The sequence below is a fragment of the Microbacterium barkeri genome (assembly GCF_027921765.1).
GTDB classification, from domain to species: domain Bacteria; phylum Actinomycetota; class Actinomycetes; order Actinomycetales; family Microbacteriaceae; genus Microbacterium; species Microbacterium barkeri.
Genome location: NZ_BSEJ01000001.1, coordinates 224543 through 246648, shown reverse-complemented (window position 1 = coordinate 246648; position 22106 = coordinate 224543). Strand labels below are relative to the sequence as shown.

28 protein-coding genes and 1 riboswitch are annotated in these 22106 nt (G+C 70.4%); of the genes, 14 read left to right on the top strand and 14 right to left on the bottom strand.

The features are described from left to right. Positions 1–351: 351 nt before the first annotated feature. Together PKE79_RS01240 and PKE79_RS16660 are read left to right on the top strand one after the other, a co-directional pair. Positions 352–1500 carry a zinc-dependent alcohol dehydrogenase gene (locus PKE79_RS01240; protein ID WP_271171844.1) on the top strand — a complete coding sequence of 383 codons (1149 nt, stop codon included), beginning with the start codon at positions 352–354 and terminating at the stop codon, positions 1498–1500. Between the two features lie 2 nt (positions 1501–1502). Next, positions 1503–1724 carry a hypothetical protein gene (locus tag PKE79_RS16660; protein WP_309299953.1) on the top strand — a complete coding sequence of 74 codons (222 nt, stop codon included), beginning with the start codon at positions 1503–1505 and terminating at the stop codon, positions 1722–1724. Between the two features lie 946 nt (positions 1725–2670). Here PKE79_RS16660 and PKE79_RS01230 read toward each other — a convergent pair. Continuing rightward, entirely contained in the window at positions 2671–2901 is a 231-nt protein-coding gene (locus PKE79_RS01230; RefSeq protein WP_271172179.1) for a helix-turn-helix domain-containing protein, read from the bottom strand. A 1074-nt stretch (positions 2902–3975) separates the two neighbouring features. Here PKE79_RS01230 and PKE79_RS01225 point away from each other — a divergent pair. The 3 genes from PKE79_RS01225 (at position 3976) to PKE79_RS01215 (ending at position 6823) form a co-directional block, all read left to right on the top strand. Continuing rightward, on the top strand, positions 3976–4566 hold the full coding sequence (locus PKE79_RS01225; RefSeq protein ID WP_271171843.1) for an HIT family protein: 591 nt from the start codon (positions 3976–3978) through the stop codon (positions 4564–4566). Next, positions 4560–5111, top strand: a complete 552-nt coding sequence (locus PKE79_RS01220) for a dihydrofolate reductase family protein (RefSeq protein ID WP_271171842.1) — start codon at positions 4560–4562, stop codon at positions 5109–5111. Before PKE79_RS01225 ends, PKE79_RS01220 begins: the two co-directional genes overlap by 7 nt. 194 nt (positions 5112–5305) lie before the next feature. Further along, positions 5306–6823 (top strand): HNH endonuclease signature motif containing protein, encoded by a 1518-nt coding sequence (locus PKE79_RS01215; protein ID WP_271171841.1) that lies wholly within the window; start codon positions 5306–5308, stop codon positions 6821–6823. Positions 6824–6875: 52 nt separating this feature from the next. Here the strand turns inward: PKE79_RS01215 and PKE79_RS01210 are convergent, their stop codons facing one another. The 4 genes from PKE79_RS01210 to PKE79_RS01195 are packed head-to-tail and all read right to left on the bottom strand — an operon-like array spanning position 6876 to position 9468. After that, positions 6876–7958, bottom strand: coding sequence for a DNA polymerase IV (locus tag PKE79_RS01210; protein WP_271171840.1), 1083 nt, complete (start codon positions 7956–7958; stop codon positions 6876–6878). Between the two features lie 31 nt (positions 7959–7989). Beyond that, positions 7990–8499, bottom strand: a complete 510-nt coding sequence (locus PKE79_RS01205) for a GNAT family N-acetyltransferase (protein WP_271171839.1) — start codon at positions 8497–8499, stop codon at positions 7990–7992. Between the two features lie 16 nt (positions 8500–8515). Then, a complete protein-coding gene (locus tag PKE79_RS01200) occupies positions 8516–8749 on the bottom strand; it encodes a PLDc N-terminal domain-containing protein (protein WP_271171838.1) in 234 nt (77 codons plus the stop codon). A 53-nt stretch (positions 8750–8802) separates the two neighbouring features. Beyond that, on the bottom strand, positions 8803–9468 hold the full coding sequence (locus PKE79_RS01195) for an HAD family hydrolase (RefSeq protein ID WP_271171837.1): 666 nt from the start codon (positions 9466–9468) through the stop codon (positions 8803–8805). A 115-nt stretch (positions 9469–9583) separates the two neighbouring features. On the opposite strand from PKE79_RS01195, the gene PKE79_RS01190 reads away from it, so the two are divergent. Together PKE79_RS01190 and PKE79_RS01185 are read left to right on the top strand one after the other, a co-directional pair. Then, entirely contained in the window at positions 9584–10336 is a 753-nt protein-coding gene (locus PKE79_RS01190) for a class I SAM-dependent methyltransferase (RefSeq protein WP_271171836.1), read from the top strand. Then, a complete protein-coding gene (locus PKE79_RS01185) occupies positions 10333–11088 on the top strand; it encodes a phosphotransferase (RefSeq protein WP_271171835.1) in 756 nt (251 codons plus the stop codon). Before PKE79_RS01190 ends, PKE79_RS01185 begins: the two co-directional genes overlap by 4 nt. A gap of 50 nt (positions 11089–11138) precedes the next feature. Here PKE79_RS01185 and PKE79_RS01180 read toward each other — a convergent pair whose 3' ends face one another. Both PKE79_RS01180 and PKE79_RS01175 read right to left on the bottom strand, forming a co-directional pair. Next, the gene (locus PKE79_RS01180) at positions 11139–11804 is read right to left on the bottom strand and encodes a LysM peptidoglycan-binding domain-containing protein (protein ID WP_271171834.1); all 666 of its coding nucleotides are present in this window, start codon (positions 11802–11804) and stop codon (positions 11139–11141) included. A gap of 280 nt (positions 11805–12084) precedes the next feature. Next, positions 12085–12561, bottom strand: a complete 477-nt coding sequence (locus PKE79_RS01175; protein WP_271171833.1) for a GNAT family N-acetyltransferase — start codon at positions 12559–12561, stop codon at positions 12085–12087. A gap of 62 nt (positions 12562–12623) precedes the next feature. On the opposite strand from PKE79_RS01175, the gene PKE79_RS01170 reads away from it, so the two are divergent. Further along, positions 12624–13091: an ASCH domain-containing protein gene (locus PKE79_RS01170; protein ID WP_271171832.1), complete on the top strand. Its 468-nt coding sequence runs from the start codon at positions 12624–12626 to the stop codon at positions 13089–13091. Between the two features lie 3 nt (positions 13092–13094). Here the strand turns inward: PKE79_RS01170 and PKE79_RS01165 are convergent, their stop codons facing one another. Next, the gene (locus PKE79_RS01165; protein WP_271171831.1) at positions 13095–13670 is read right to left on the bottom strand and encodes a TetR/AcrR family transcriptional regulator; all 576 of its coding nucleotides are present in this window, start codon (positions 13668–13670) and stop codon (positions 13095–13097) included. A gap of 73 nt (positions 13671–13743) precedes the next feature. Between PKE79_RS01165 and PKE79_RS01160 the strand changes: the two genes are divergently transcribed. The 3 genes from PKE79_RS01160 to PKE79_RS01150 all read left to right on the top strand — a co-directional run bounded on the left by PKE79_RS01160 (position 13744) and on the right by PKE79_RS01150 (position 15462). Further along, a complete protein-coding gene (locus PKE79_RS01160) occupies positions 13744–14142 on the top strand; it encodes a VOC family protein (protein WP_271171830.1) in 399 nt (132 codons plus the stop codon). A gap of 61 nt (positions 14143–14203) precedes the next feature. After that, positions 14204–14767 (top strand): dihydrofolate reductase family protein, encoded by a 564-nt coding sequence (locus PKE79_RS01155; protein WP_271171829.1) that lies wholly within the window; start codon positions 14204–14206, stop codon positions 14765–14767. 74 nt (positions 14768–14841) lie between these two features. Then, positions 14842–15462 carry a hypothetical protein gene (locus tag PKE79_RS01150; protein ID WP_271171828.1) on the top strand — a complete coding sequence of 207 codons (621 nt, stop codon included), beginning with the start codon at positions 14842–14844 and terminating at the stop codon, positions 15460–15462. A 2-nt stretch (positions 15463–15464) separates the two neighbouring features. Here the strand turns inward: PKE79_RS01150 and PKE79_RS01145 are convergent, their stop codons facing one another. Together PKE79_RS01145 and PKE79_RS01140 are read right to left on the bottom strand one after the other, a co-directional pair. After that, on the bottom strand, positions 15465–16193 hold the full coding sequence (locus PKE79_RS01145; protein ID WP_271172178.1) for a formylglycine-generating enzyme family protein: 729 nt from the start codon (positions 16191–16193) through the stop codon (positions 15465–15467). A gap of 40 nt (positions 16194–16233) precedes the next feature. Next, positions 16234–16908 carry a GOLPH3/VPS74 family protein gene (locus PKE79_RS01140; protein ID WP_271171827.1) on the bottom strand — a complete coding sequence of 225 codons (675 nt, stop codon included), beginning with the start codon at positions 16906–16908 and terminating at the stop codon, positions 16234–16236. A gap of 111 nt (positions 16909–17019) precedes the next feature. Beyond that, positions 17020–17084: riboswitch (guanidine-III (ykkC-III) riboswitch) on the top strand. A gap of 10 nt (positions 17085–17094) precedes the next feature. Here PKE79_RS01140 and PKE79_RS01135 point away from each other — a divergent pair. The 3 genes from PKE79_RS01135 to PKE79_RS01125 are packed head-to-tail and all read left to right on the top strand — an operon-like array spanning position 17095 to position 18491. Then, positions 17095–17409: a DMT family transporter gene (locus tag PKE79_RS01135; protein WP_271171826.1), complete on the top strand. Its 315-nt coding sequence runs from the start codon at positions 17095–17097 to the stop codon at positions 17407–17409. Position 17410: 1 nt separating this feature from the next. Beyond that, positions 17411–17752 carry a DMT family transporter gene (locus PKE79_RS01130; RefSeq protein WP_271171825.1) on the top strand — a complete coding sequence of 114 codons (342 nt, stop codon included), beginning with the start codon at positions 17411–17413 and terminating at the stop codon, positions 17750–17752. A 10-nt stretch (positions 17753–17762) separates the two neighbouring features. After that, positions 17763–18491: an SDR family NAD(P)-dependent oxidoreductase gene (locus tag PKE79_RS01125; protein ID WP_271171824.1), complete on the top strand. Its 729-nt coding sequence runs from the start codon at positions 17763–17765 to the stop codon at positions 18489–18491. A gap of 3 nt (positions 18492–18494) precedes the next feature. Here the strand turns inward: PKE79_RS01125 and PKE79_RS01120 are convergent, their stop codons facing one another. Genes PKE79_RS01120 through PKE79_RS01105 form a run of 4 tightly spaced genes read right to left on the bottom strand, consistent with a single transcriptional unit; the run spans position 18495 to position 21986 of the window. Then, positions 18495–18782 (bottom strand): hypothetical protein, encoded by a 288-nt coding sequence (locus PKE79_RS01120; protein ID WP_271171823.1) that lies wholly within the window; start codon positions 18780–18782, stop codon positions 18495–18497. Between the two features lie 19 nt (positions 18783–18801). Further along, the gene (locus tag PKE79_RS01115) at positions 18802–19824 is read right to left on the bottom strand and encodes an LLM class flavin-dependent oxidoreductase (RefSeq protein ID WP_271171822.1); all 1023 of its coding nucleotides are present in this window, start codon (positions 19822–19824) and stop codon (positions 18802–18804) included. A 47-nt stretch (positions 19825–19871) separates the two neighbouring features. Next, complete coding sequence (locus PKE79_RS01110) at positions 19872–20627, bottom strand: SGNH/GDSL hydrolase family protein (RefSeq protein ID WP_271171821.1); 756 nt, start codon at positions 20625–20627, stop codon at positions 19872–19874. 9 nt (positions 20628–20636) lie between these two features. Beyond that, entirely contained in the window at positions 20637–21986 is a 1350-nt protein-coding gene (locus tag PKE79_RS01105; protein WP_271171820.1) for an MFS transporter, read from the bottom strand. Positions 21987–22106 lie beyond the last annotated feature (120 nt).

Here is a 22106-nt window from a genome sequence, read left to right as displayed (position 1 = left end):
CTCCTCTGAGCCGAGTACATGGCCGGTGGGCGTCACGCTACAGCAGACCTCGGACATTCCATGGGCTGTGCGCTGCGGGCTGCGATCGCCCGGTCCTCGTCCACACTCCCCCGGCCATCGCCCGGCCCACAGGCCGCGCGAGCTACGACGCCGACCCCACATCGTCAATGCCCTCTTCTGCGGCGCCACTTCTCATCAGTGTCGGACCGTCGACCAGTGCGGTCGAGCAGAGGCCGTCCCCGCCACGATCGAGGAGCAGCAGATGACCCCAGCAGCGGATCCCACTCCCCCGAACGCCATGCCCGCGGGTCGACGACTCGCCCCGCGCGCCCCGAGAATGCGCGTGACCCGATGAAGGCCATGGCGTACCGCGGACCGTACAAGATCCGCGTCGAAGAGAAACCGCGCCCGAAGATCCAGCATCCGCACGACGCCATCGTCCGCGTGACACGTGCCGCGGTGTGCGGCTCCGATCTTCATCTGTTCCACGGCATGATGCCGGACACGCGCATCGGCCACACCTTCGGACATGAGATCGTCGGAATCGTCGAGGAGGTCGGACCGTCGGTGCAGAACCTCCAGCGCGGCGACCGCGTGATGGTCCCGTTCAACATCTACTGCGGTAGCTGTTACTTCTGCAGCCGCGGGTTGTTCTCGAACTGCCACAACGTCAATCCGAACGCCACCGCCGTCGGCGGCATCTACGGCTACTCGCACACGACGGGCGGTTACGACGGCGGGCAGGCGGAATTCGTCCGGGTTCCCTTCGCCGATGTGGGACCTTCCGTGATCCCGGAATGGCTGAGCTCGGAAGACGCGCTCATGCTGACGGCCGCGTTCTCGACCGGTTACTTCGGTGCCCAGCTCGGCGACATCGCCGAGCGCGACACGGTGGTCGTCTTCGGCGCCGGCCCTGTCGGACTGGCCGCGGCGCGATCGGCGTGGTTCCTCGGCGCGGGCCGGGTCATCGTCGTCGACCACATCGACTACCGACTGGAGAGGGCGAAGACCTTCGCGTTCGCGGAGACGATCCATCTGTCGGAGGTGGGCGACATCGTCCTCGCCCTGAAGAAGGCGACCGACTACCTGGGCGCGGATGTCGTGATCGATGCCGTCGGCGCGGAGGCGGACGGGAGCGTCCTGCAGCACGTGACCGGCGCGAAGCTGAAGCTGCAGGGCGGCTCACCCGTGGCCGTGAACTGGGCGATCGACTCTGCACGGAAGGGTGGCACGGTGTCGGTCATCGGCGCCTACGGCCCGATCGTCTCATCCGTCCGGCTCGGAGACATCGTCAACAAGGGATTGACCGTCCGCGCGAACCAAGCGCCCGTCAAACGTCAGTGGCCCCGCCTGCTCGAACACATCCGGAACGGGCACCTGCGCCCGAGCGACCTTCTCACTCACCGGTTCCCGCTGGAGCACATCGCCGAGGCGTACCACGTTTTCTCAGCGAAACTCGACGACTGCATCAAGCCGGTCGTGATCGTCGGAGAGGAATGACCATGCCCTACGAATCCGAGAAGCCCAATCTGGCGCCGTCGGCCGAGGACCTCCGAGCGAGGATTCCCGGCTGGGGCGCGGATCTCCCACCGGAGCACCGCCGCACGTGGCAACAGCGGGAGAACCTCGAGCCGACCGGAGCCCACTGGAGCTTCCCCGATCGGCAGCCCGATGATCCGCGTCGGGAACGATCCATCGAGCATGCGATGCTCACGCCGGTCTAAGGGACCGTGCAACCGCTCCACGGGATCTCAGGGCGGATCCGCCGATTCGCCTACGATCACCTCAGTGAGACGAAGAACCTGCGCTGGCTCATCCTCGTGCTCGGCGACAGAACCGAATCCGTCGGAGCACACGTCCGATCGTTCTTCACCCGGCACCCCGATGAGCCGGTGACGCAGACGGGGGTGCTCTCGGAACCGCGTCATCGGCCGGTGACATCCCGAGTCGGAAGGGGCCGTCTCGATCTCCGACACGCGCGGCTCGACCCGATCATCGTCGCAGGTCCCTGGGTCGCCGCCGTCGTCCTGCTCCTCTCCCCTCTTCGGCGCACGGCGCGACGGAAGCACTGACGATGCCGCTCGTCGCCTCGCGCTTCGCCGGCTGGCTGCTGCGAGGCGGCGTGGCGGTCCTGCTCCTGCTGCGTCGACCGCGTCCCATCCACTCATCGGGTGCGGTCTTCGACGGCCGGATGACGCCCCGGCGCGCAGCGGTCCCCTCAGGAATCGGATGGATCGACGATCCGCCGGACGGCGAAGACGATTGCCGGGAGCCCGATGCGCACTGCCCGTTCGCAGATTCGGTTCATAGTTCCAGCGGATGCGGGATCCGAGCCCGCATCCCATGACCACTCGCTATGAACGTGTGCGTCTGCCGTCAGAGTCATACCGCACACCATAGCGAGGCGGACACCAGACGCCGAGACCAACCCCTTACGCCTGACGTTTACGGCGCATTCTGCCGCCGTCAGCAACGCGGTCGCTGGAAACGATCGTGTATGGCGACCAGGCCGACGATGACCATCAAGTGCGCGACACGTTGAAACGTGACCCGCCGAAACGGCGGATTGTCGGACGGACATTCTCGACAGCGAATACGCCGGTCACGATTACGCCGGGTCACCAGTAGAGTTTGAGGGACGGTCCGTGGCGAGATGCGCGCGGCTCCCCCTCACTCCGCGGTGACCAGCCCCGCGCGATGCGCGATCACCGCGGCTTCGACACGATTGCGCGCGCCGAGCTTGCCGAGGATCGCGCTGACGTGGCCTTTGACCGTTCCCTCGACGAGATGCAGCTGCGCGCCGATCTCCGCATTCGACGCGCCCGCGCCGAGCAGCGCGAGCACCGCCTTCTCCCGCTCGGTCAATCCCGCAAGCGCCTCCCGCGCGGCCGCGTCGCGCATCCGCTCTCCTCCGCGGTAGGGCGCGACGACCCTTCGGGCGATCGTCGGCGACAGATCGGCTCCCCCGTCGGCGACGGCACGGACGCCCGCGATGAGCTCTCGCGGATCAGCGGCCTTGACGAGAAAGCCCAGCGCGCCCTCGCCCAGCGCGCGCTCGATGTACTCGTCCTCGCCGAAGGTCGTGAGGATCACGACCCTCGTGCTCGGTGGCGCGTCTTCCTCCACGACGATCGGCGGCGGCGCGGGGATGCCCGCGGGCAAGCGAGGTGCGAGCTCCGAACGGGAGGCGCCCAGTTCGATCTGCTCGTAGACGCTGGACGGGATCGCCGTCTGAGTCACGGTGACCGCCTGCACGACGAGGATGCCGACGATGGCGAGCCCGAGGACGGACGCAGGAACCGCAGCCGACTGCAGGATCCGTCGGCGGGTCTCCTGCGAGTTCGAGATCAGTGCCGCATCCCACACGCGGTCGTTCGTGTCCGTCCGCGGCACAGGGCGAAGGGGCGCCCGGAGCCGCAGCTCGAAGCCGTCTGCGACCGCTCCCGCCTCGACCGACGCGCCGAGCAGGGCCGCACGGCGCTGGAGACTGGGGATCCCGTGCCCACTCCCCTGCGTCCCCTGCCGGGATGACGCGCCCCACCGCACCTTCAGGTCGAGGTGCTCAGCGCCATCCGCAAAGAGCTCCACCTGGACGGCCGCTCCGGGTGCGTGGCGCGACGCATTCGTGAGCCCCTCACGCAGCGTGCGCGCCGTGAGTTCGATCATCAGGGGGTGCAGGCTGTCGAGCACGACCGAATCGAGACGCGCGTCGACCGGAACGCCGGCCTGGCTGCACGACCAGCCGCTCGTCGCCATCCTTCTGGCTGTGTGCGTCGCGACAGCGGTCGGTGCTCTCACCGATGCGATTCCGCGGCCACCTCGCGCGCTGTCGCCGCCGGAGCCGAGCTGCTGCGCGGCCCTCTGCTCACGGACTGGGGCACCGAGGCGGCGTACCTCCGCGGCCCCGGCGGCCTGATCGTCGATGTGTGCAGGAACGCCTGACTCGATGAGCTGTGTGCCTGCGCGGACCGGCGCATGAACGGCCATCCTGCCCCGTCCTACGCGCCCGGCGGCTACGCGTGCCCGTTCTGTCGTCTCCAGCGGGGAATCGAGGACGAGCACAATCGGTCCTCCGACATCGTCGCGGTGACCGAGCGGACCTATGCGCGCATTGCACCCAAGTGGTGGCCGGGCAACGCGGGCTCTGCGCTCGTGGTGCCGCGTGCACACGTCGAGAGCATCTATGCCCTCGCCCCAGAGGATGGCCACGCCGTGTGGGACCTCACGCAGCAGGTGGCGACCGCCATCCGATCCGCCTACGGCGCCGAAGGCACCTCGATCCGGCAGCACAACGAACCCGCCGGCGACCAGGACGTGTGGCATCTGCATGTCCACGTCTTCCCCCGCTATGCCGGCGACGAGCTGTACCTCCGCCACCGAGATTCATCCTGGGTTGACAGTGACACGCGCCCCCTATGCGACCACGCTGCGCGGGGCCCTGTCGCTCCCCGTGCGATTCGACGAGCGGCCGGGTCGGTGATCATGGCGAGCGGATGGCCGCACATCGACAAGTGCGAATGGCTCTTGCCCACTCCTCGGCGCCATGGAACCCTTCAAGCATGCTGATCTACTCGATGGGCGTGTCGGTCGATGGGTTCATCGCCGACCGCTTCGGATCGTTCGACTGGTCGGTGCCGAGCGATGACCTGTTCCGATTCCACCTCGATCGGGTCAGCGAACTCGGCGCCACACTCCTCGGACGTCGCCTGTACGAGACGATGCGGGTCTGGGAGACCGATCCGTCGTTCCGCGACTCTCCTGATGCGAACACCTTCGCCGACGTCTGGACCGCCCTTCCGAAGGTCGTGTTCAGCCACACGCTCGAGGGCGTCGAAGGGAACGGCCGACTCGCTGAGGGCACCTTGGCCGAGGAGGTCGCGGCGGTCATCGAGTCCACACCCAAGGACGTCGAGATCGGCGGCGCGGATCTCGCCGCTCACGCCTTCGAACTCGACCTGATCGACGAGATCCGGATCTTCCGGTACCCCATCATCGTCGGCGGTGGTCCGCCGTTCCTTCCCCCGCTCGCCCGACCGCTCCCCCTCGACCTCATCGAGACGCGCACGTTCGACTCCCGCGTGATCTACGAGCGCTATCGCCGGACACGCTGACACTCCCCTCCCCCAGCGCTTGCGCTCGGTCACACCAAGGCAGAGTCGTTATCGTTCTGTGACCTTTTCTGTGGCTGTCGGGGTCGTATGGGCCTTCGAATGTCGGTGGTGGGCGGGACACTGGTGTCATGAGCGATGGGGCTGTGTGGGGTGAAGGGGATGGTCCGTCCCCGACGCCTGGGGAGCGTGCGGCGGTGGAGTCGGCGATCGAGGCGATCCGGGCGGCGGACAGGGTGATCGCGCATGCGCAGGCGGCGCGTCAGATGGCGTCGGCGTCGCAGGTGGCGTGGGCGCAGCATGAGCGGCAGGTCGCGGCCGGGGGTTCGTCGCGGGCGTGGGCGCATCGGGCGGTCGCGGAGGAGATCGCCGCGGCCACGCACACCCCGGGCCGGTCGGTGGAGCGGCAGATGAACGACGCGACGGTCCTCGTCTCCCGGTTCCCGGTCGTGCGGGACCGGCTCGCGGAAGGGACGGTGTCGCTCCCGCACGCGCGCACGATCGTGCTGTGCGGGGACCGGCTCGATGCCCCTGCCGTGCGGGCGACGTATGAGGTGCGGGTGCTGGAGCGGCTGGACCGGGTGCCGATGACCGCGGCGGCGTTGGCGGAGGTGGCGCGGAAGGTCGCGCAGGAGCTGGACCCGGTGTCGATCAGCGACCGCCACAAGGCGGCCAGGCGGAGGCGGCGGGTGGGGTTCCGTCCCGGGGAGGACGCGATGGGCGCGTTCGACGCGGAGGTCGCGAACGTGCTCGGGGTGGGGATGATGGACCGCATCGACCAGATGGCGAAGACCGTCCTCGCCGCCCGCGCCGCGGCCCGCCGCGCCGGCGACCCCATAGCCCTCGCGGATGACCGCACCTTGGGTGAGATCCGGGCGGACATCTTCACCGACCTCACCCTCACCGGCACCCCCACCGGCCACGACCACCTCTACGGCGCCACCTTCCCCCAGACGCCCGAGGGCGACCGTGCGGGCGGGGCGGACGCGAAGACCGGCGACGTCGGACTCGGCGCCACCACGGACGGCACGGGCGGCGCGGCCGACCCGAAGGCAGGCGATGTCGGCCTCGGAGCGAGCCCAACGGACGTCACGGGCTCAGCATCTGGCGCGGGCGCCATGGACGGTGCGGGGTCGGCGTTCGGCCCGGCCGCGAGGCCCGCCGCACCGCCGGCCCGGAGGCCCGTCGGGCTCGGCGCGATCCGCGGGAGCGTGCACATCACCATCCCCGCCACGGCGCTCGCCGACCCCACCCACCGCACCGAAGGCGCCACGCTCGCCGGAGCAGGCCCCATCCCGATCATCGACGCCAAGCAGATCGCCGCGGACGCGACGATCTGGAACCGGGCGTTCACCGACGCGAACACCGGCGTCCTCCTCACCGTGGATCAGAGATTCCCCACCACCGCGCAGCGGCGGTTCCTGAAGGCGCGGGACGAGCGGTGCCGGTTCCCGGGATGCCGGCAGGCCATCCGGAAGCACTACGTCGACGTCGACCACACCCATCCCCACTCCCGGGGCGGGCCCACGAACGTGGCGAATCTCGAGTATTTGTGTGAAACGCATCACATGCTCGAGCAGATGACCGAATGGACCGTCACCCAAGGAGAAGGCGGCGTGCTCGAATGGACGTCCCCGAACGGGCGCGTCTACACCGACACCCCACCACCCGTCGCCCGCTTCACCCCACCCGACGACGAACCCCCACCCTTTTGACCGCGGGCCGAGAGGCTGATCTCAGGGGCAGGTTCGTGTGTGCCGGGACGGGTCAGATGCGACCGCGGACGGGAGTCCGCTCGACGGGGTCGCCTCCCTCGGGCATGACCATCTCAGCGCGCACGCCGAGAAGGCGCACCTCGCGCTCGTGGTCGAGCGTCTCACCGAGCGCAACCGCCGCGGCGACGACGACGTCGCGATCCAGCGTCGGCTCTGCCAGCTTCCGGCCGAACGTCTTCGTGATGAATGGCGCGTAGCGCACCTTCAGGTTCACGCGGGTCACGGCGCGCCCTTCGGCCTCGCAGTCGGCGAACGCCTCGGCCGCGAGCTCGCGCAACGCCGACTCCACCTCGTCCGGCGTGGTCAGGTTGTGCTGATATGTCGTCTCCCGGCTGTGGCTGCGCGCGATCCAGGGCGTGTCATCGACCACCGCTGGACCGAGCCCCGACCCGAGCTCGTGATACCAGACGCCCATCTTCGGGCCGAACTCCGTCACGAGCTCCTGACGATCCGCATCGGCGAGCTGACGCACCGTCTCGATGCCGTGATCGGCGAGGCGCTTCTGCACCTTCGGTCCGACGCCCCAGAGGTCCCGGGTGGGCTTCTCCCCCATCACCTCGAACCAGTTCTCGGCCGTGAGCCGGAACATCCCGCGCGGTTTCCCGAACTCCGTTGCGATCTTCGCGCGCACCTTGTTGTCGCCGATACCTACCGAGCAGTGCAGCGATGTCGCCTCGAGCACCGCAGCCTGTGCCTCTCGAGCGACCCTCTCGGGGTCATCGCTCGTGACCCCGAGGAAGCACTCGTCCCATCCGATCACCTCGAGCACCACACCCGGAAGGCCGCGAAGGGTGCTCATCACCTCCTCCGACGCCGCTTCATAGGCAGCGTGGTCGACGGGGAGGAAGACGGCGTCCTCGGGCGCCTTTCGCGCCGCGATCTTGAGCGGCATTCCCGACCCAATCCCGAATTTCCGTGCCTCGTACGAGGCCGTCGAGACGACGGCCCGCTCAGTCCGGTCGCCCCGCCCGCCGACGATGACCGGCTTTCCGGCGAGCTCCGGACGTCGCAGCACCTCGACCGCGGCGATGAACTGGTCCATGTCGACGTGCAGCACCCAGGGAACCGGAGTCATGGAACGAGTGTGTCGCGCCGCGACGAGGATGTCACCCCGTTGCGTCCCGCGACGCGCGGCGCATCCGCGCCTCGACGATCCCAGGAACGGCATCATCGGCCTGTTCCTGGCCATCGAACTCGAACCCGTTCTTGCGGTAGAACGCGATGGCTCGCGGGTTCTCCTTCGCCACCCACAGAACACACGCATCGTGGCCGACCGCGGCGTCGAAGAGCGCCTGCCCGATCCCTGCTCCGTGCCATCGAGAGCGCACGTAGAGCGTGTACAGCTGGCGTGAAGAGGAGTCGGTCCCGCTCTCGCTGCCCGGTCCGGCGGAGACGAAGCCGACGAGCTCATCCCCGAACGCGGCGGTGAGCACCGTCCATTCGGGTCGCGGGTTCGCGAGGATGCGCTCCCACATCGTCTGACGCATCTCCAGGTGCGCGTCACCGGAGAAGTCGCTTGGAAGCAGATGCCCGTACGTCTCGCGCCACGTGAGCACATGCAGTTGCGCGAGCTCGGGAGCGTCGGCAGGCAGCGGACGCCGGATCAGCATCTCCATGGCGTCATCGTGGCAGTCAGCGCTGAAGCATGTGCCGTCGTCGTCCCACGACGAACCACGCGATGGCTCCGAACACAGGCACGATGACGACGAGCGCACCCCACAGGAGATCCCCGTAGCCAGGGGCTCGTCGCCGCATCCGCGCGATCGACACCAGTGCGAGGATGGCCAGAACCACGGCGGCCGCGACGCATGAGGACCACGCGATGTCGGTCCAGGCCGGGATCAGCGGGTTCAGTTGTGGATCCACCTGGCCGAGCGTAGCAATGGGCACATGCACCGTGCCCGGCGCTTCCTCATTCCTCAGGAGAACTCGAGCTCGGCGAGACTCGTCACCCTCCGGCACTCGGTCGTCGGCCGCGAGTTCTCACGATCGAGGTACACCGGGAACACACCCGCACCTCGTGCCCCGCAGACGTCGGCGTCCCAGTTGTCCCCCACCATCCACGCGTCACGAGCGTCGACGTCGATCGCCGCGAGCGCCGCATGGAACGCCCGCGGGTCAGGCTTGCCGGCCGGAAGCTCGCTGCTGAACACGGCCGCATCGATGGCCTCGGCGAGCCCGAACCGCTCGAGCTTCCGCATCTGCTGGGCCGCCTGGCCGTTCGACAGCACGACGATCCGCAGTGAGGCCGCACGCGCTCTCTGCAGAGCGGGAAGGGCGTCCGCGTACCGCTGCCAGCCCGCCTCATAACGCTCGAGGTAGGTCGAGAACAGCTCGGACGCCTCGGCATCGGTCAGCTCCATCCCGAGGAACTCCCGGACGCGCTCGCGCCGCTGATCCTCGAACCCGATCTCACGCAGCTGGTACCGCCGGTAATGGCGCTCGGCGATGAGGTGCCACCGCTCCGCGACGTCCGCGGCGGTGTCTCCCTGCTCCGTCGCCCAGGCGCGTGCGGCCGCGTCCTGCGCCGACCGCGTGTCGAGGAGCGTGCCGTCGAGGTCGAAGATCACGCCGCGCAAGGTCATCGCGGCGCCAGCCCCTCGAGCGCGCGTCCCACCCGGTCGTCTCGCCAGTTGCCCACGCCCCGAGCCTATGCGGCGCACTCCCCCGCGCCGTGCATCCGCACCTAGCATGAGGAGCATGCAGCCGGAGCTCGCACGCACTTTCCTCGACATGGGCGCCGAATACGAGCGCTACCGCCCCGGGTTCCCGGACGACGCGGTCGCCGTGTTCGCCTCGGAGCGTCTCGGCGACGTCCTCGATCTGGGCGCGGGGACGGGAAAGCTCACCCGCAAGCTCGTCCCGCTGGCCGATCGCGTCGTCGCCGTCGACCCCTCGGAGCCGATGCTCGACCAGCTGCGCATGATCCTGCCGGCTGTCGACGTCCGCGTCGGCACCGCCGAGGACATCCCCGCGCCCGATCGGAGTCAGGACCTCGTGACGGTCGCACAGGCGTTCCACTGGTTCGATGAGTCGCTCGCGTGCGCCGAGATCGCGCGCGTCCTCCGGCCAGGCGGTGCGCTGGCCCTCCTGTGGAACACCTACGACCCCGAGTGCGCATGGGATCGCGCCTGCGCCCGAGTGCTGCATCCAGGATGGTCCGACCAGATCTCCGAGCGGACCCTCCCGCCCGCGATGTCCCCCCTCTCCGGTTTCCGCCCCGTGACGTCCGCCTGGATCCCGTGGAGTGAGCGCATCACGCGTGACGACTACCTCGCCAGATGGATGACGGTCAGCACCGCACGCGCGGCCGATGAGGACACGCGCGCCGACATGCTCTCCCGCCTCGAGGAGATCCTCGACCACGACCCGGACACGCGCGGTCGAACGGACCTCGACCTGCACCAGGGCACTGAGGTGTACGTCTACCGGCACGACACCGGGATCGCATGACAGAGTGCACGGAGGTGCCGCTCACAGGCGGCAACGCAACCGGCGACGTCGTCCGCGTCGGAGACACGGTGCGCAAGCCCTGGACGCCGAACTCCGCACGCATCGCGACGTTCCTCTCCGCGCTCCGCGCGCAAGGTGTCGACGCGCCCCGGCCGCTCCCGCGCGACGACCAGGGGCGGATGGTCCTGGAGTACATCGGAGGCACGACCGCGCTCGAAAGCGATCCGCTCACGCTCTCCGAGCTGGCTCGAGTCGGTCGCATGGTTCGCGAGATCCACGACGCGAGCGCGACCATCCCGATGGATGGCACGCACGACTGGGATGTGCTCATCCCGGCAGCGGACGCGGATCTCCTCTGCCACAACGACCTCGCTCCCTGGAATCTCGTCATCGGCGAGCGATGGGTCTTCATCGACTGGGACGGCGCGGGCCCGAGCACGCGCCTGTGGGACCTCGCGTACTCGGCTCAGGCCTTCACGCTCAACGACGCCGCGCAGCCGCCGCTCGAGGCGGCCGCCTGCCTCCGCGCCTTCGTCGACGGGTACGGCGCCGACGCCGATCTGCGCGACGCGCTGCCCCAGGCGATGGCCGCTCGCGCCGCGGCCATGCACCGCCTCCTCGCCGAGGCGCACGCGGACGGGCGCGAGCCGTGGGCGACGATGCATGTCGAGGGCCACGGCCGGCATTGGCGAACCGTGACGTCCTTCGTCGAGGAGCACGTGGACATCTGGACGCGTGCGCTCGCCGTCTGAGCACGCCGGAGGCGCGCGGCCATGGGGCCGCGCGCCTCCGATAGGTCACCTCACTGCGCAGGCAGCACGAGCTCCTGGGCGACCTCGATGAGGTCCGGGTTCGAGAGGATGTCCTGGTTGACCGCGAAGATGCCGAGCCAGCCGCTCTCGATGCCGTTCGCCTCCGCGATCTCGAAGAGCGTGTCGCCGGCCTGAACCGTGTAAGTCTCGTCCGACGGCTCGACGTCCGGGAGGTCATACGTCGGCTGGGCGGGAGCGGCCGCTGCCGGCTCCTCCGCCGGCGCAGCAGTCTCGGCGGGGGCGGACTCCTCCGCCGGTGCCGAGTTCTCGGCCGGCGCGGTGTTCTCGGCCGGTGCCGCGGGCGCCGACTGCTCCGAGCCGCTCGTGTCGGCGCCGCCGGTCGCGCCGATCTGCGCCGAGCAGGTCGGCCAGGCGCCCCAGCCCTGCGTTGCGAGCACGTTCTCGGCGACCCGGATCTGCTCCTCGCGCGACGCGGCGGCCGGGTTGCCCGTGCCGCCGTTCGCCTGCCACGTCTCCATCGAGAACTGCAGGCCGCCGTAGTATCCGTTGCCGGTGTCGATCGCCCAGTTGCCGCCGGACTCGCACTGCGCGAGGGCGTCCCACGTGGCGCCGTCGGCCGCATTCGCGGCCGTCGGGATGAACGTCGCCGCTGCTGCCGCAGCGGCGACTCCCGCGACAGCGAAGCCACCCCGCAAGCGTCGGGTCGTGCGGGTGACGGGTCGGGTATTCCTGTTCGGGTGCACTCTGAACTCCGCGGCCCCGTCTCGCTGCGCGCACCTCGCGTGCAGCGACCGCCCGACCGGTGAATCTGTCGATTTCAGGGAACGAAGGACTCTCGGGGCGGACTCGACGGCCATCCTTCGCGGTTCAAGGTGGCCACCTTAGGCAGAGATCACGAACAGATAACAAACCGATCCAGCGTCTTGCCAGCGGGTTCTTGAGTTCCGTTCGAGTCGCGACCCGCCTCCGTCCCGGTCAGCCCAGCCGCTTCCGGAGGAAGACCTGGGCCGTCCCGTCGCCCTCGTCGATCCGCTCCGTCTCGCGGTATCCCTGCCGCTCGTAGAGCCGGATGTTCGCCTCGCTCAGCGAGCCCGTGAAGAGCTCCGCTTCACGGGCGCCGGCGGACGCTCCCCTGGCTTCGACGGCGTCGAGCAGCCGCGACCCGATCCCATGTCCCTGCATGTCGGGCGCGATCGCGATCCGTCCGATGAGCAGGAGCTCGCCGTCGGTCCGCGCGCGGAGCGCCCCGACCATCCGCCCGCCGTCCAGCGCGACGCAGCCGAGATTCTCCCGCAGCTCCCAGCGCACCTCGTCGAGGGTCTGGGTGAGCGGCGGCATGTCCGCGCTTCCGTAGATCTGCGCCTCCGAGACGAATGCCGCGCGCTGCAGGGTCATCACCTCTCCCGCGTCCTCTTCGCGGATCTCACGGATGTCCAGGTCGAGTTCGCCCATGCCGGTCACGCTATCGCGTGGGCGCGGAAGGATAGCGCGCCGACGGCGGATAGGGTCGGAGGATGAGCGCAGTGCCGACCGTCGAGGAGTTCTGGGAGCGGGCGAGAGGGGCGGTCGCGGATCTCCCCGCTGCTCCCACCGAGAGCTGGGCGTTCGGCGCGACGCCGGAGCATGCCGACGGCCTGCTCGCTCTCGTGCTGGCCGGCGTGAAGACGGGCACCGCCTCTGCGCTCTGGGACTACGAGGCGACCGGAGACCGCCTGCCGCAGGCGGGCGACCTCAGCGTCATCCTGGACGGCTCGGGGACACCGCGCGCGGTCATCCGGACCACGAGCGTGCGCGTCGTGCCCTTCGACGAGGTGGACGCGGAGCACGCGCACGCCGAAGGCGAGGGCGACCGCACCCTCGCCGCATGGCGCGCGATCCACGAGAGATTCTGGTCCGAGCACGGAGAGAGCGGCCGCCCCTTCTCGCCCGACATGCCGGTGCTGTGCGAGCGCTTCGAGCTCGTGTTCGCCGACGACGACTGAGCCTCACACGACGGCCGCGAGCAGGCGCTCGAGTGCGAGGTGGGCCTGCCGTCGGATCGCGGCGCCGCCGCCCTGCTCCACGATCCACAGCGCCGCCTCGTTCATCGCACCGGAGAGCTGGCGCGCCAGCGCCTCGGCCTCCTGGCCACGCAGCCCGCAGGCACGCAGCGCGTCGAGAAGGTGCACACCCGACGCCGCGTCGTCCTGCGCGCGCCACTGGCTCCATCCCATCGCGGCGGGCGCCTCGACGAGGAGCACCCGCGCAGCCTCACCCTCGGTGATCGCGTCGACGAAGGCGTGGCTGCCGGCGACGAGCTGGGCGCGGGGGTCCTCCCCCGCGGCTTCGGCCGCCGCGACGACGGTAGCCGCGACGTCCTCCTGCAGCCGCGCCGCGACCGCGTCGAACAGCCCGCGCTTCGAGGCGAAGTGGTGGTAGACCGCGCCGCGGGTCACGTCGGCGGAGCGGGCGATGTCGTCCACGGACGCGTCGGCGAACCCGTGCGCCGCGAAGGCCCGGGTCGCGACGGCGAGGATCCGCCGGGCGGTGGCGGCCGCGTCGGCGGCAGATGATCTCGGCATGGCCCTTCCTTTACGTACGTGGCGTATGTATTCTAGCCGCACAATACATACACACTGTACGTAAAGGACCATCATGACCGTGACGAGCTTCTATCCCGTGCTGATGACCACCGACGTCGCCACGACGAGCGCGTTCTACCGGCGCATCCTCGGCTTCGAGGTGACGTTCGAAGCCGACTGGTACGTCAGCCTCCGCCGCGGTGACGCAGAGCTTGCGATCCTCGATCACGCGCACGAGACGATCCCGCGCGGCTTCGGTCGTCCTCCCGCGGGCGTGATCCTGAACCTCGAGGTCACGGATGTCGACGCCGTGATGGCCGAGATGCCATCCGACGTGCGCGTGGTGCTCCCCCTGCGCGACGAGGCGTTCGGGCAGCGGCACGCCATCCTCGAAGGCCCGGACGGTGTGCTCATCGACGTCATCCAGCCAATCGAGCCCTCACCGGAGTTCGCACACGCGTACGCGGTCTGAGCGCTGTGCCGATGTCGGAGGTGGGGGGCAGGATGGCCGGACATCGACGCCGGGAGGACACATGACCAAGCTCGTCTACTACACAGCGACCACGCTCGACGGATTCCTCGCAGATCCGGACGACTCGCTGGACTGGCTGCTCCGGCAGCCGCTCGACAAGGGCGGAGCCAACGACTACGACGCCTTCATCGAGGGGATCGGCGCGATCGTCATGGGCTCGACGACTTACGAGTGGGTCGTGCGGCACCACCCCGGGCAATGGCTCTACACGATGCCCGCGTGGGTGATGACCTCGCGCACACTCGCGCTGCCCGAGGTCGACGTCGCCGACATCCGGTTCCGCTCCGGCGGCGTCCGCGCGGTCTACGAGGAGATGGTCGACGCCGCGGAAGGGAAGGACCTGTGGGTCGTCGGCGGCGGCGATCTCGTCGGGCAGTTCGCCGACGAGGGCCTGCTCGACGAGATCATCTCGTCGATCGCTCCCGTGACCCTCGGCGCGGGGCGGCCGCTCCTCCCCCGCCGATACGACCTCGAGCTGCTCGACGTCGCCCGCAACGCCGGCTTCATCATGGCGCGCCATCGCTTCGTCGGGCCGCTCCAGGAGGACCGAGAGCAGCGACCCTGAGACGGACACGTCGTGTGGGACACTCCCGAGTATGACCACCTTCGCTCGACGGTGAATACGAGGAGCAGAGCGGCGTGCGGTGGGGCGACTTCGCCGTCACCGGCTCGTACGACGCCGATGCCGGGCAGTTCACGCCGGTCGAGATCGTCCCGGCCGCGGAGATTCCCGAGCCGCCGGATTCCCCCTCGGACGAGCCCATCGGGACACCGTGCGCGGATCCGGACGGCGGGTGGCGGGTCGTCGACGAGTCGCGCGTCTCCCTCGACGACTTCCACGCCGCCACCGCGCACGCTTCCACGGTCGAGGGGTACGCGGCGTCCTGGGTGGACATGTCCCGCAACCCGGCAGCGGGCGCGGATCCCCTGGATCCCGCCGTCGAGGCGCAGTTGAGCGACCCGCGCTACACGATCCTCAACGTCGCCGTCGCGGGCGATCCGGCCGCCGCAGAAGCGTCCATCCGAGCCCTGTGGGGCGGGATGCTGTGCGTCACGCGTGCCGAGCGCACGGAGGCCGAGCTCGTGGCGCTCCTCCAGGAGATCATCGACGGCCCGGGCGTTCTCGGCGGCGGTGTCGACGGGATCGCGGGCACCGTCGGCATCACCGTCGTCCACGATGACGGCAGCTTCCAGGAGGAGCTCGACGATCGCCACGGAGAGGGGCTGGTCATCGTGAGCTCCACCCTCGTCCCCGCCTGACGTCAGCGGCGCGGCGTCCAGCCGGACGGGAGGGGCCCATCCACGAGGGCCCGTTCGCGGTCGGCGGCGGCCGACCATCCCTGGGCAGCGTCGTCGCCGTCGTACGCGCCACGAGCCAGGCGGAAGCCGACATCCTCGTGGTGCATGCGCGGGGCGCCGCCGCGCCGCACCGAGGCGCGCACGCTCCACGCGTCGTCGGCGAATCCGCCGCCGCGGAACACGCGGTAGTCGTCGTACCGCGCGGGGTCCAGCAGGTCCCAGCACCACTCCCAGACGTTGCCGAGCGTGTCGAACAGTCCGTTCAGGTTCGGCATCTTGCCGCCGGCCTCCTGCGGGGCGGCCACCCCGTCCGCGGCGGTCCACGCGACGTCCGAGAGCTCGCCGTAGTGCGGGCCCTTCGAGCCGGCACGGCACGCGAACTCCCACTCGGCCTCCGTCGGCAGGCGATAGCCGTCGGCGCCGACGTCCCAGTGCACCTCTTCACCGTCGAATGTGTAGACGGGGTCGAGGCCCTCCCACTCGGATGCCGCGTTGCAGAAGCGGACGGCGCGCTGCCAGCTCACGTCCACGGCAGGCCGTCGCGGATGCGTCGCCGTCACGCCGAGGAGCTCGGCGAGCTGCTCCTCGGTCACGGGATACACGCCGATCCGGAACGGCTCGAGCGCGACCGTGCGGCGCTCCTTCCGACGCGCATCGTGCAGGGTGACGGTGCCGGGCGCGATCGACGCCATCTCGAAGTCGACGGAGCTCACTCCCCCATTGTCGCCGGGTTCAGCTCGCGGCGCTCGCGCCGGCGATCATCGCGGGCATGATCGCCGCCGTCATGATCGCCGCGTTCATCGCCTGCACCGCCCGCTCGACTGCCGTGCCGGCCGGCGACGACTCCACGATCTCCGCGATGCGCGCCTTGAGCGCCCGCGGGCGCCGCCCGCCCGCCTCGTCGGCGAGCACGTGCCGGGCCACGTCGAGCCCCTGGAGGATGGCGAGGATGGTCGTGTCCGCGACCCCGGGGTCCGCCGCGCCGTCGAGGACGGCCGCCAGCCGCGCCCGCAGGCTCGCCTCCGGCGCGCTGTCCCGCTCCGGCGTGCGCGGCTTGCCGAGCCCCCAGAACGTGCGCTCGCCGACCTCGAGCACCCCGGCCTGCACGAGGGACGCGACGACCTCCCGCTCGGGATCGAGCTTCGACCAGGTGATGACCGACTCCAGCCGTGCGCCGTCTTTCGCCCGCAGGCGGATCATGGCCTCGTCGAGCACGGGATGGCCGGTGGGCGCGTCCGAGAGCACGCGGATCCGCGGCCTCTTCCCGTCCGTGAGACTCACACGCCCCGCGAGCACGAGATCCGTGATGAGCGCGGCCGCCTCTCCGTAGGCGCGCATCGTGCCCGGGCGCTCCTGGGTGCCGGCGGCGTTCGTGAGCAGCAGGTGGAGTTCCTCGACGATCAGCATGCTCCGACGCTACGTCGCGCTGCATCGGCGGACATCCGTCTTCCGACGGATCTCCGCCCCTTGAGCATCCGCTGCCCAGCGGATGCTCGGACGCGGGCGATATCCTCGTACGCGGGGCCGGCACTCGGCCCGCGGACGAGGGAGCCGTACCCGCACCACGACAAGACGGACTCAGAAGGGCCGAGAATGGCTTGGGTCATCCTCATCCTCTCGGGCGTCCTCGAGGCCGTATGGGCCTCGGCGCTCGCCGCATCGAAGGGCTTCCGGCGATGGAAGCCCACCGTCCTGTTCTTCGCGACCATGCTGCTGAGCCTCTGCGGCCTCGCGTGGGCGATGAACGAGCTGCCCACGGGCACCGCGTACGCGGTCTGGGTCGGCGTGGGCGCGACGCTGACGGTCGTCTGGGCGATCGTGACGAAGCAGGAGAAGGCGAGCGCCGCGCGCATCGCCCTGCTCGTGCTGCTCGTGGCCTGCATCGCGGGTCTCAAGGCGGTGAGCTGACATGGCATGGCTCGTCCTCATCGCGAGCGGCCTCCTCGAGGCCGTGTGGGCGACGGCACTCGGCCTCTCCGAGGGCTTCACGCAGCCCATCCCGACGCTCGTCTTCGCCATCACGGCCGTGCTCAGCCTGGTCGGCCTCGGCTGGGCCGTGAAGCGCATCCCGATCGGCACCGCGTACGCGGTCTGGACCGGCATCGGGGCGGCGCTCACCGTCGTGTGGGCCATGGCCACCGGGGTCGAGCCGGTGTCGCTGTGGAAGGTCGTCTTCCTCGCCGGCATCATCCTCGCGGTCGTGGGCCTCAAGCTCGTCCCGGATGGCCGTCCCGAACCCGCCGACGACTAACGTGAGAGGCGTGTCACGCCCTCTCACCCTGATCACCGGAGGCACGCGCGGGATCGGCGCCGCGATCGCGCGACGCCTTGCATCCGACGGCCACGATCTCGTCCTCGGCTTCACGCGGGACGAGGGCGCCGCTGCGCGCACGCGCGCCGAGATGGAGGATCTCGGCGCCCGGTGCCGCGTGGTGCGGGCCGATGTGACCACCGACGCCGGCATCGACACGCTGTTCGCGGCCGCCGATCCCGCGCGCCTCACCGGCGTCGTCAACAACGCGGGCGCGACGCTCCACATCGGCCCTCTCGTCGACACCCCGGTCGAGGTCATCCGGACGGTCATCGACCTCAACCTCACCGCGGCGGTCCTCGTCGCGCGCCGCGCCGTGTCCCAGCTGCCCGAGGACGGCGTCCTCGTGAACATCTCGTCCGGGGCGGCGACGACCGGCTCGCCCGGCGAGTACGTCCACTACGCCGCCGCGAAGGCCGGCGTCGACGCCCTCACGAAGGGCCTCGCGATCGAGGCCGCCGCGCGAGGGATCCGCGTCATCGGCGTCGCGCCCGGAACGATCGAGACCGACATCCACGCCGATGCGGGCGACCCCGGGCGCCCGGCGCGCGTCGCGGCCGCGCATCCCCTGGGGCGCGCCGGCCGGCCCGAGGAGGTCGCCGGAGTCGTCGCCTTCGCGCTCTCCCCCGACGCGTCCTACGCGGCCGGCGCGACCATCCGCGTCACCGGCGGGCGCTGACTCTCAGCCGTCGAGCCCGCGATGCCCGGCCCAGAGGCGTGCCGCCTCGCCGGCCGCGGCATCGATGAGCGCGTCGATCTCGGCGTCGCGCCGGACCGCGAAGGACACGTACGCCCCGCGGCCGCCGGCCGTGGGCCGACCGTATGCCTTCGCGGCGAGCGACCCGTCCGGCAGCAGCCGCACCGTGATGCTCTGCAGCTCGAACTCCTCGCCGCGCCGTTCGTCGCGCCACCGGAGATGCTCGGGGATCGACACGTTGAAGGCGAGCGCATTGACCTCGGGACTCGTCATGATCCGAGACTACGGCCGCTCAGCGCCAGCCGAGGCCCGGAGCGACGTGACGGAGGATCGACTCGATCGCGTGCGCGTTGTACTCGACGCCGAGCTGGTTGGGCACCGTCAGGAGCAGCGTGTCGGCCTCGGCGATCGCCTCATCCCCCGCGAGCTCCTCGATCAGCTCGTCGGGCTCGCCCGCATACGAGCGCCCGAAGACCGAGCGCGTGCTGTCGATGTAGCCGAACTGGTCGTCGCGCTCGCCGCTGCCCAGGAAGTAGCGGCGATCTCGGTCGTCGACGATCGCGAAGATCGACCGTGAGACCGAGACGCGCGGCTCGAACCCGTGATCGTGACGCGCCCACTCCTCGCGGAACGCCCGGATCTGCGCGGCCTGCTGCACGTGGAAGGGCTCGCCGCTCTCGTCGTCCTTGAGCGTCGAACTCATGAGGTTCATGCCGTGCTGGGCCGCCCACACCGCCGTCGCATTCGAGCCCGCACCCCACCAGATCCGCTGCCGGAGTCCCTCCGAGTGCGGCTCGAGCCGGAGAAGCCCCGGCGGGTTCGGGAACATCGGGCGCGGGTTCGGCTCGGCGAAGCCCTGGCCCTCGAGCAGCGTGAGCAGGAGCTCGGTCTTCTGACGGGCGGCCTGCGCCCCCGACGGGTCGTCCTCGGCCGCCTGGTAGCCGAAGTAGCGCCATCCGTCGACCACCTGCTCGGGTGACCCGCGCGAGATGCCGAGCTGCAGTCGGCCGCCCGAGATCAGGTCGGCCGCTCCGGCGTCCTCGACCATGTACATCGGGTTCTCGTACCGCATGTCGATCACGCCCGTGCCGAGCTCGATGCGGCTCGTCTTCGCGCCCGCGGCGGCGAGCAGCGGGAAGGGCGACGCGAGCTGCCGCGCGAAGTGGTGGACGCGGAAGTACGCGCCGTCGGCGCCGAGGTCCTCAGCCGCCTGCACGAGCTCGATGGACTGCAGCAGCACGTCGGCCGCGCTGCGCGTCGCCGACTCGGGGTGCGGCGTCCAATGGCCGAAGGAGAGGAATCCGATGCGCTTCACGTCACCATGCAACCACGGGTGCCGCGCGTTTTATTCCATTGAATAGGTCAGGTCGCGGGGGCGATCGTCGTCCAGCTCGCGTACTTCGCCTGACGTCCGTCACCCGACGAGCGGCGCGTCAAGCGGCGCTTCACCCACGGGAGAACGTGCTCGCGGTAGTACCGCGTGCGCTCGAGGTGCACGACGCCCTCGTGCGGGAGATCCCACCAGGTCTCGGGCGCGTCCGCGCCGAGCGCCGTGAGGACGCGCGCTGCGACACGGTGATGCCCGCGCACGTTCATGTGCAGCCGATCGGCAGACCAGAACTCGGGCCGCGACAGCACGCGATCGGGCCAGTTGAGTGCCTGGATGACGTCGCCCCGCCCCTCGATCCGGCGGAGCACCGCCGCCGACAGCTCGTCGCCGCGTCGCTGGATGAGGCCCGACAGCGGCAGCCCGGCCGACGGATTCGCCCCCGACAGCAGGATGAGGCGCACGCCCTCCTCGTCGCAGCGCGCGAGCACGCGCGAGAAGGCGTCCGCGATGCTCTCGATCGCGACGCCCGGGCGCAGCATGTCGTTGCCGCCCCCGTTGAACGACAGGTGCGTGGGGCGCAGGGCGAGCGCCGGCTCGAGCTGCTCCTCGACGATCGGCCAGGCGAGCCGCCCGCGGATGGCCAGGTTCGCGTACTCGATCGGCTCGCCGAGGCTGTCGGCCCATCCCTGGGCGGCGATGTCGGCCCACCCGCGCGGGCGGCCATCCGGCAGCTCGTCTCCCACGCCCTCTGTGAACGAGTCGCCGATGGCGACGTAGCGGATCGTCATCCACCCAGGCTATCGAGCGTCCGCGAGCGTGGCCTCGAGCACCTCCCCGCGCTTGTCGGCGAGCGGGATGGTTCCGAGCGCCGCGATCGCGAAGAACGCCGAGAACACCGTGAACACGAGGCCCGCGCCGCCGACGGTCAGCGCCCACGGAGTGAACAGCGGGGCGATGATGGATGCGATCCGCCCGGCGCCGGCCGCCCATCCCGCGCCCGTCGCCCGCACGCTCGTGGGGTAGAGCTCGGGGGTCACCGCGTAGAGCGCACCCCACGCGCCGAGGTTGAAGAACGACAGCAGCGAGCCGTAGAGGAGGATCTGCCACAGCTCGCCCGACGTGCCGTAGAGGATGGCCGCGACCGCGGATCCGACGAGGAACGTCGAGAGCGTGATGCGGCGCCCCCAGACCTCGATGAGCCAGGCGGCGACCGCGTAGCCGGGCAGCTGCGCGAGGGTGATGAGCAGCGTGAACTCGAACGAGCGGACGAGGTCGTAGCCCTGCTGCACGAGGATCGTCGGGATCCAGATGAACGCGCCGTAGTAGGAGAAGTTCACGCAGAACCACACGAGCCAGATCGCGCTCGTGCGCACGCGGAGCGCGGGCGACCACAGCGCGCCGACGGCCGATGCCCCCTGAAGCGGGGCCGCGGCGTACGGGGTCGGCCTCGGTGCGGGAGCGGCGCTCGGTGCGGGCCGCCGCGACGCGGCCTCGAAGCGCCGCACGATCGCATCGGCCTCGGCGTGCCGCCCCTTCGACTCGAGCCAGCGCGGGGACTCCGGCATCCCCCAGCGGATGACGAGCGCGTACGCCGCCGGGACGGCGCCAAGCAGGAACGCCCACCGCCATCCGTCGTCGGAGGCCCCGACGACGAACGTCCCGATGAGCGCCGCGAGCGTCCAGCCGACGGCCCAGAACGCCTCGAGCACGACCACGAGGCGCCCCCGGATGCGCGCGGGCGCGAACTCGGCGACGTACGTCGACGCGACGGGCAGCTCGGACCCGAGTCCGAGCCCCACGAAGAACCGCAGCACGATGAGCATCGCGACGCCGCCGACGAGCGCGCTGGCCCCGGTCGCGACGCCGTAGACGAGCAGGGTGAGCGCGAAGACCTGGCGGCGCCCGAGCTTGTCGGCGAGCAGGCCCCCGAGGCTCGCGCCCACGGCCATCCCGACGAAGCCGACCGAGGTGATGAGCCCCGCCTCGGCGCCCGTGATCCCCCACTGCGCCGTGAGCGCGGCGATGATGAACGAGATGAGGCCGACGTCCATCGCGTCGAGCGCCCACCCGATGCCGGATCCCGTGAGGAGCCGCGCATGCTGCCGGTTGAACGGGAGGTCATCCAGACGCGCAGAGGGGTTCGCCATGCCTCCAGGTTAGTGTCACCTCGACATGAAGCGCGCGCGGCCAGGAGTAGCCTGAGAGGACGACTTCCCCAACACCCGGAGGACATGTGAGAGCCCGCATCGCGCCCCCGTCAGCCGCGT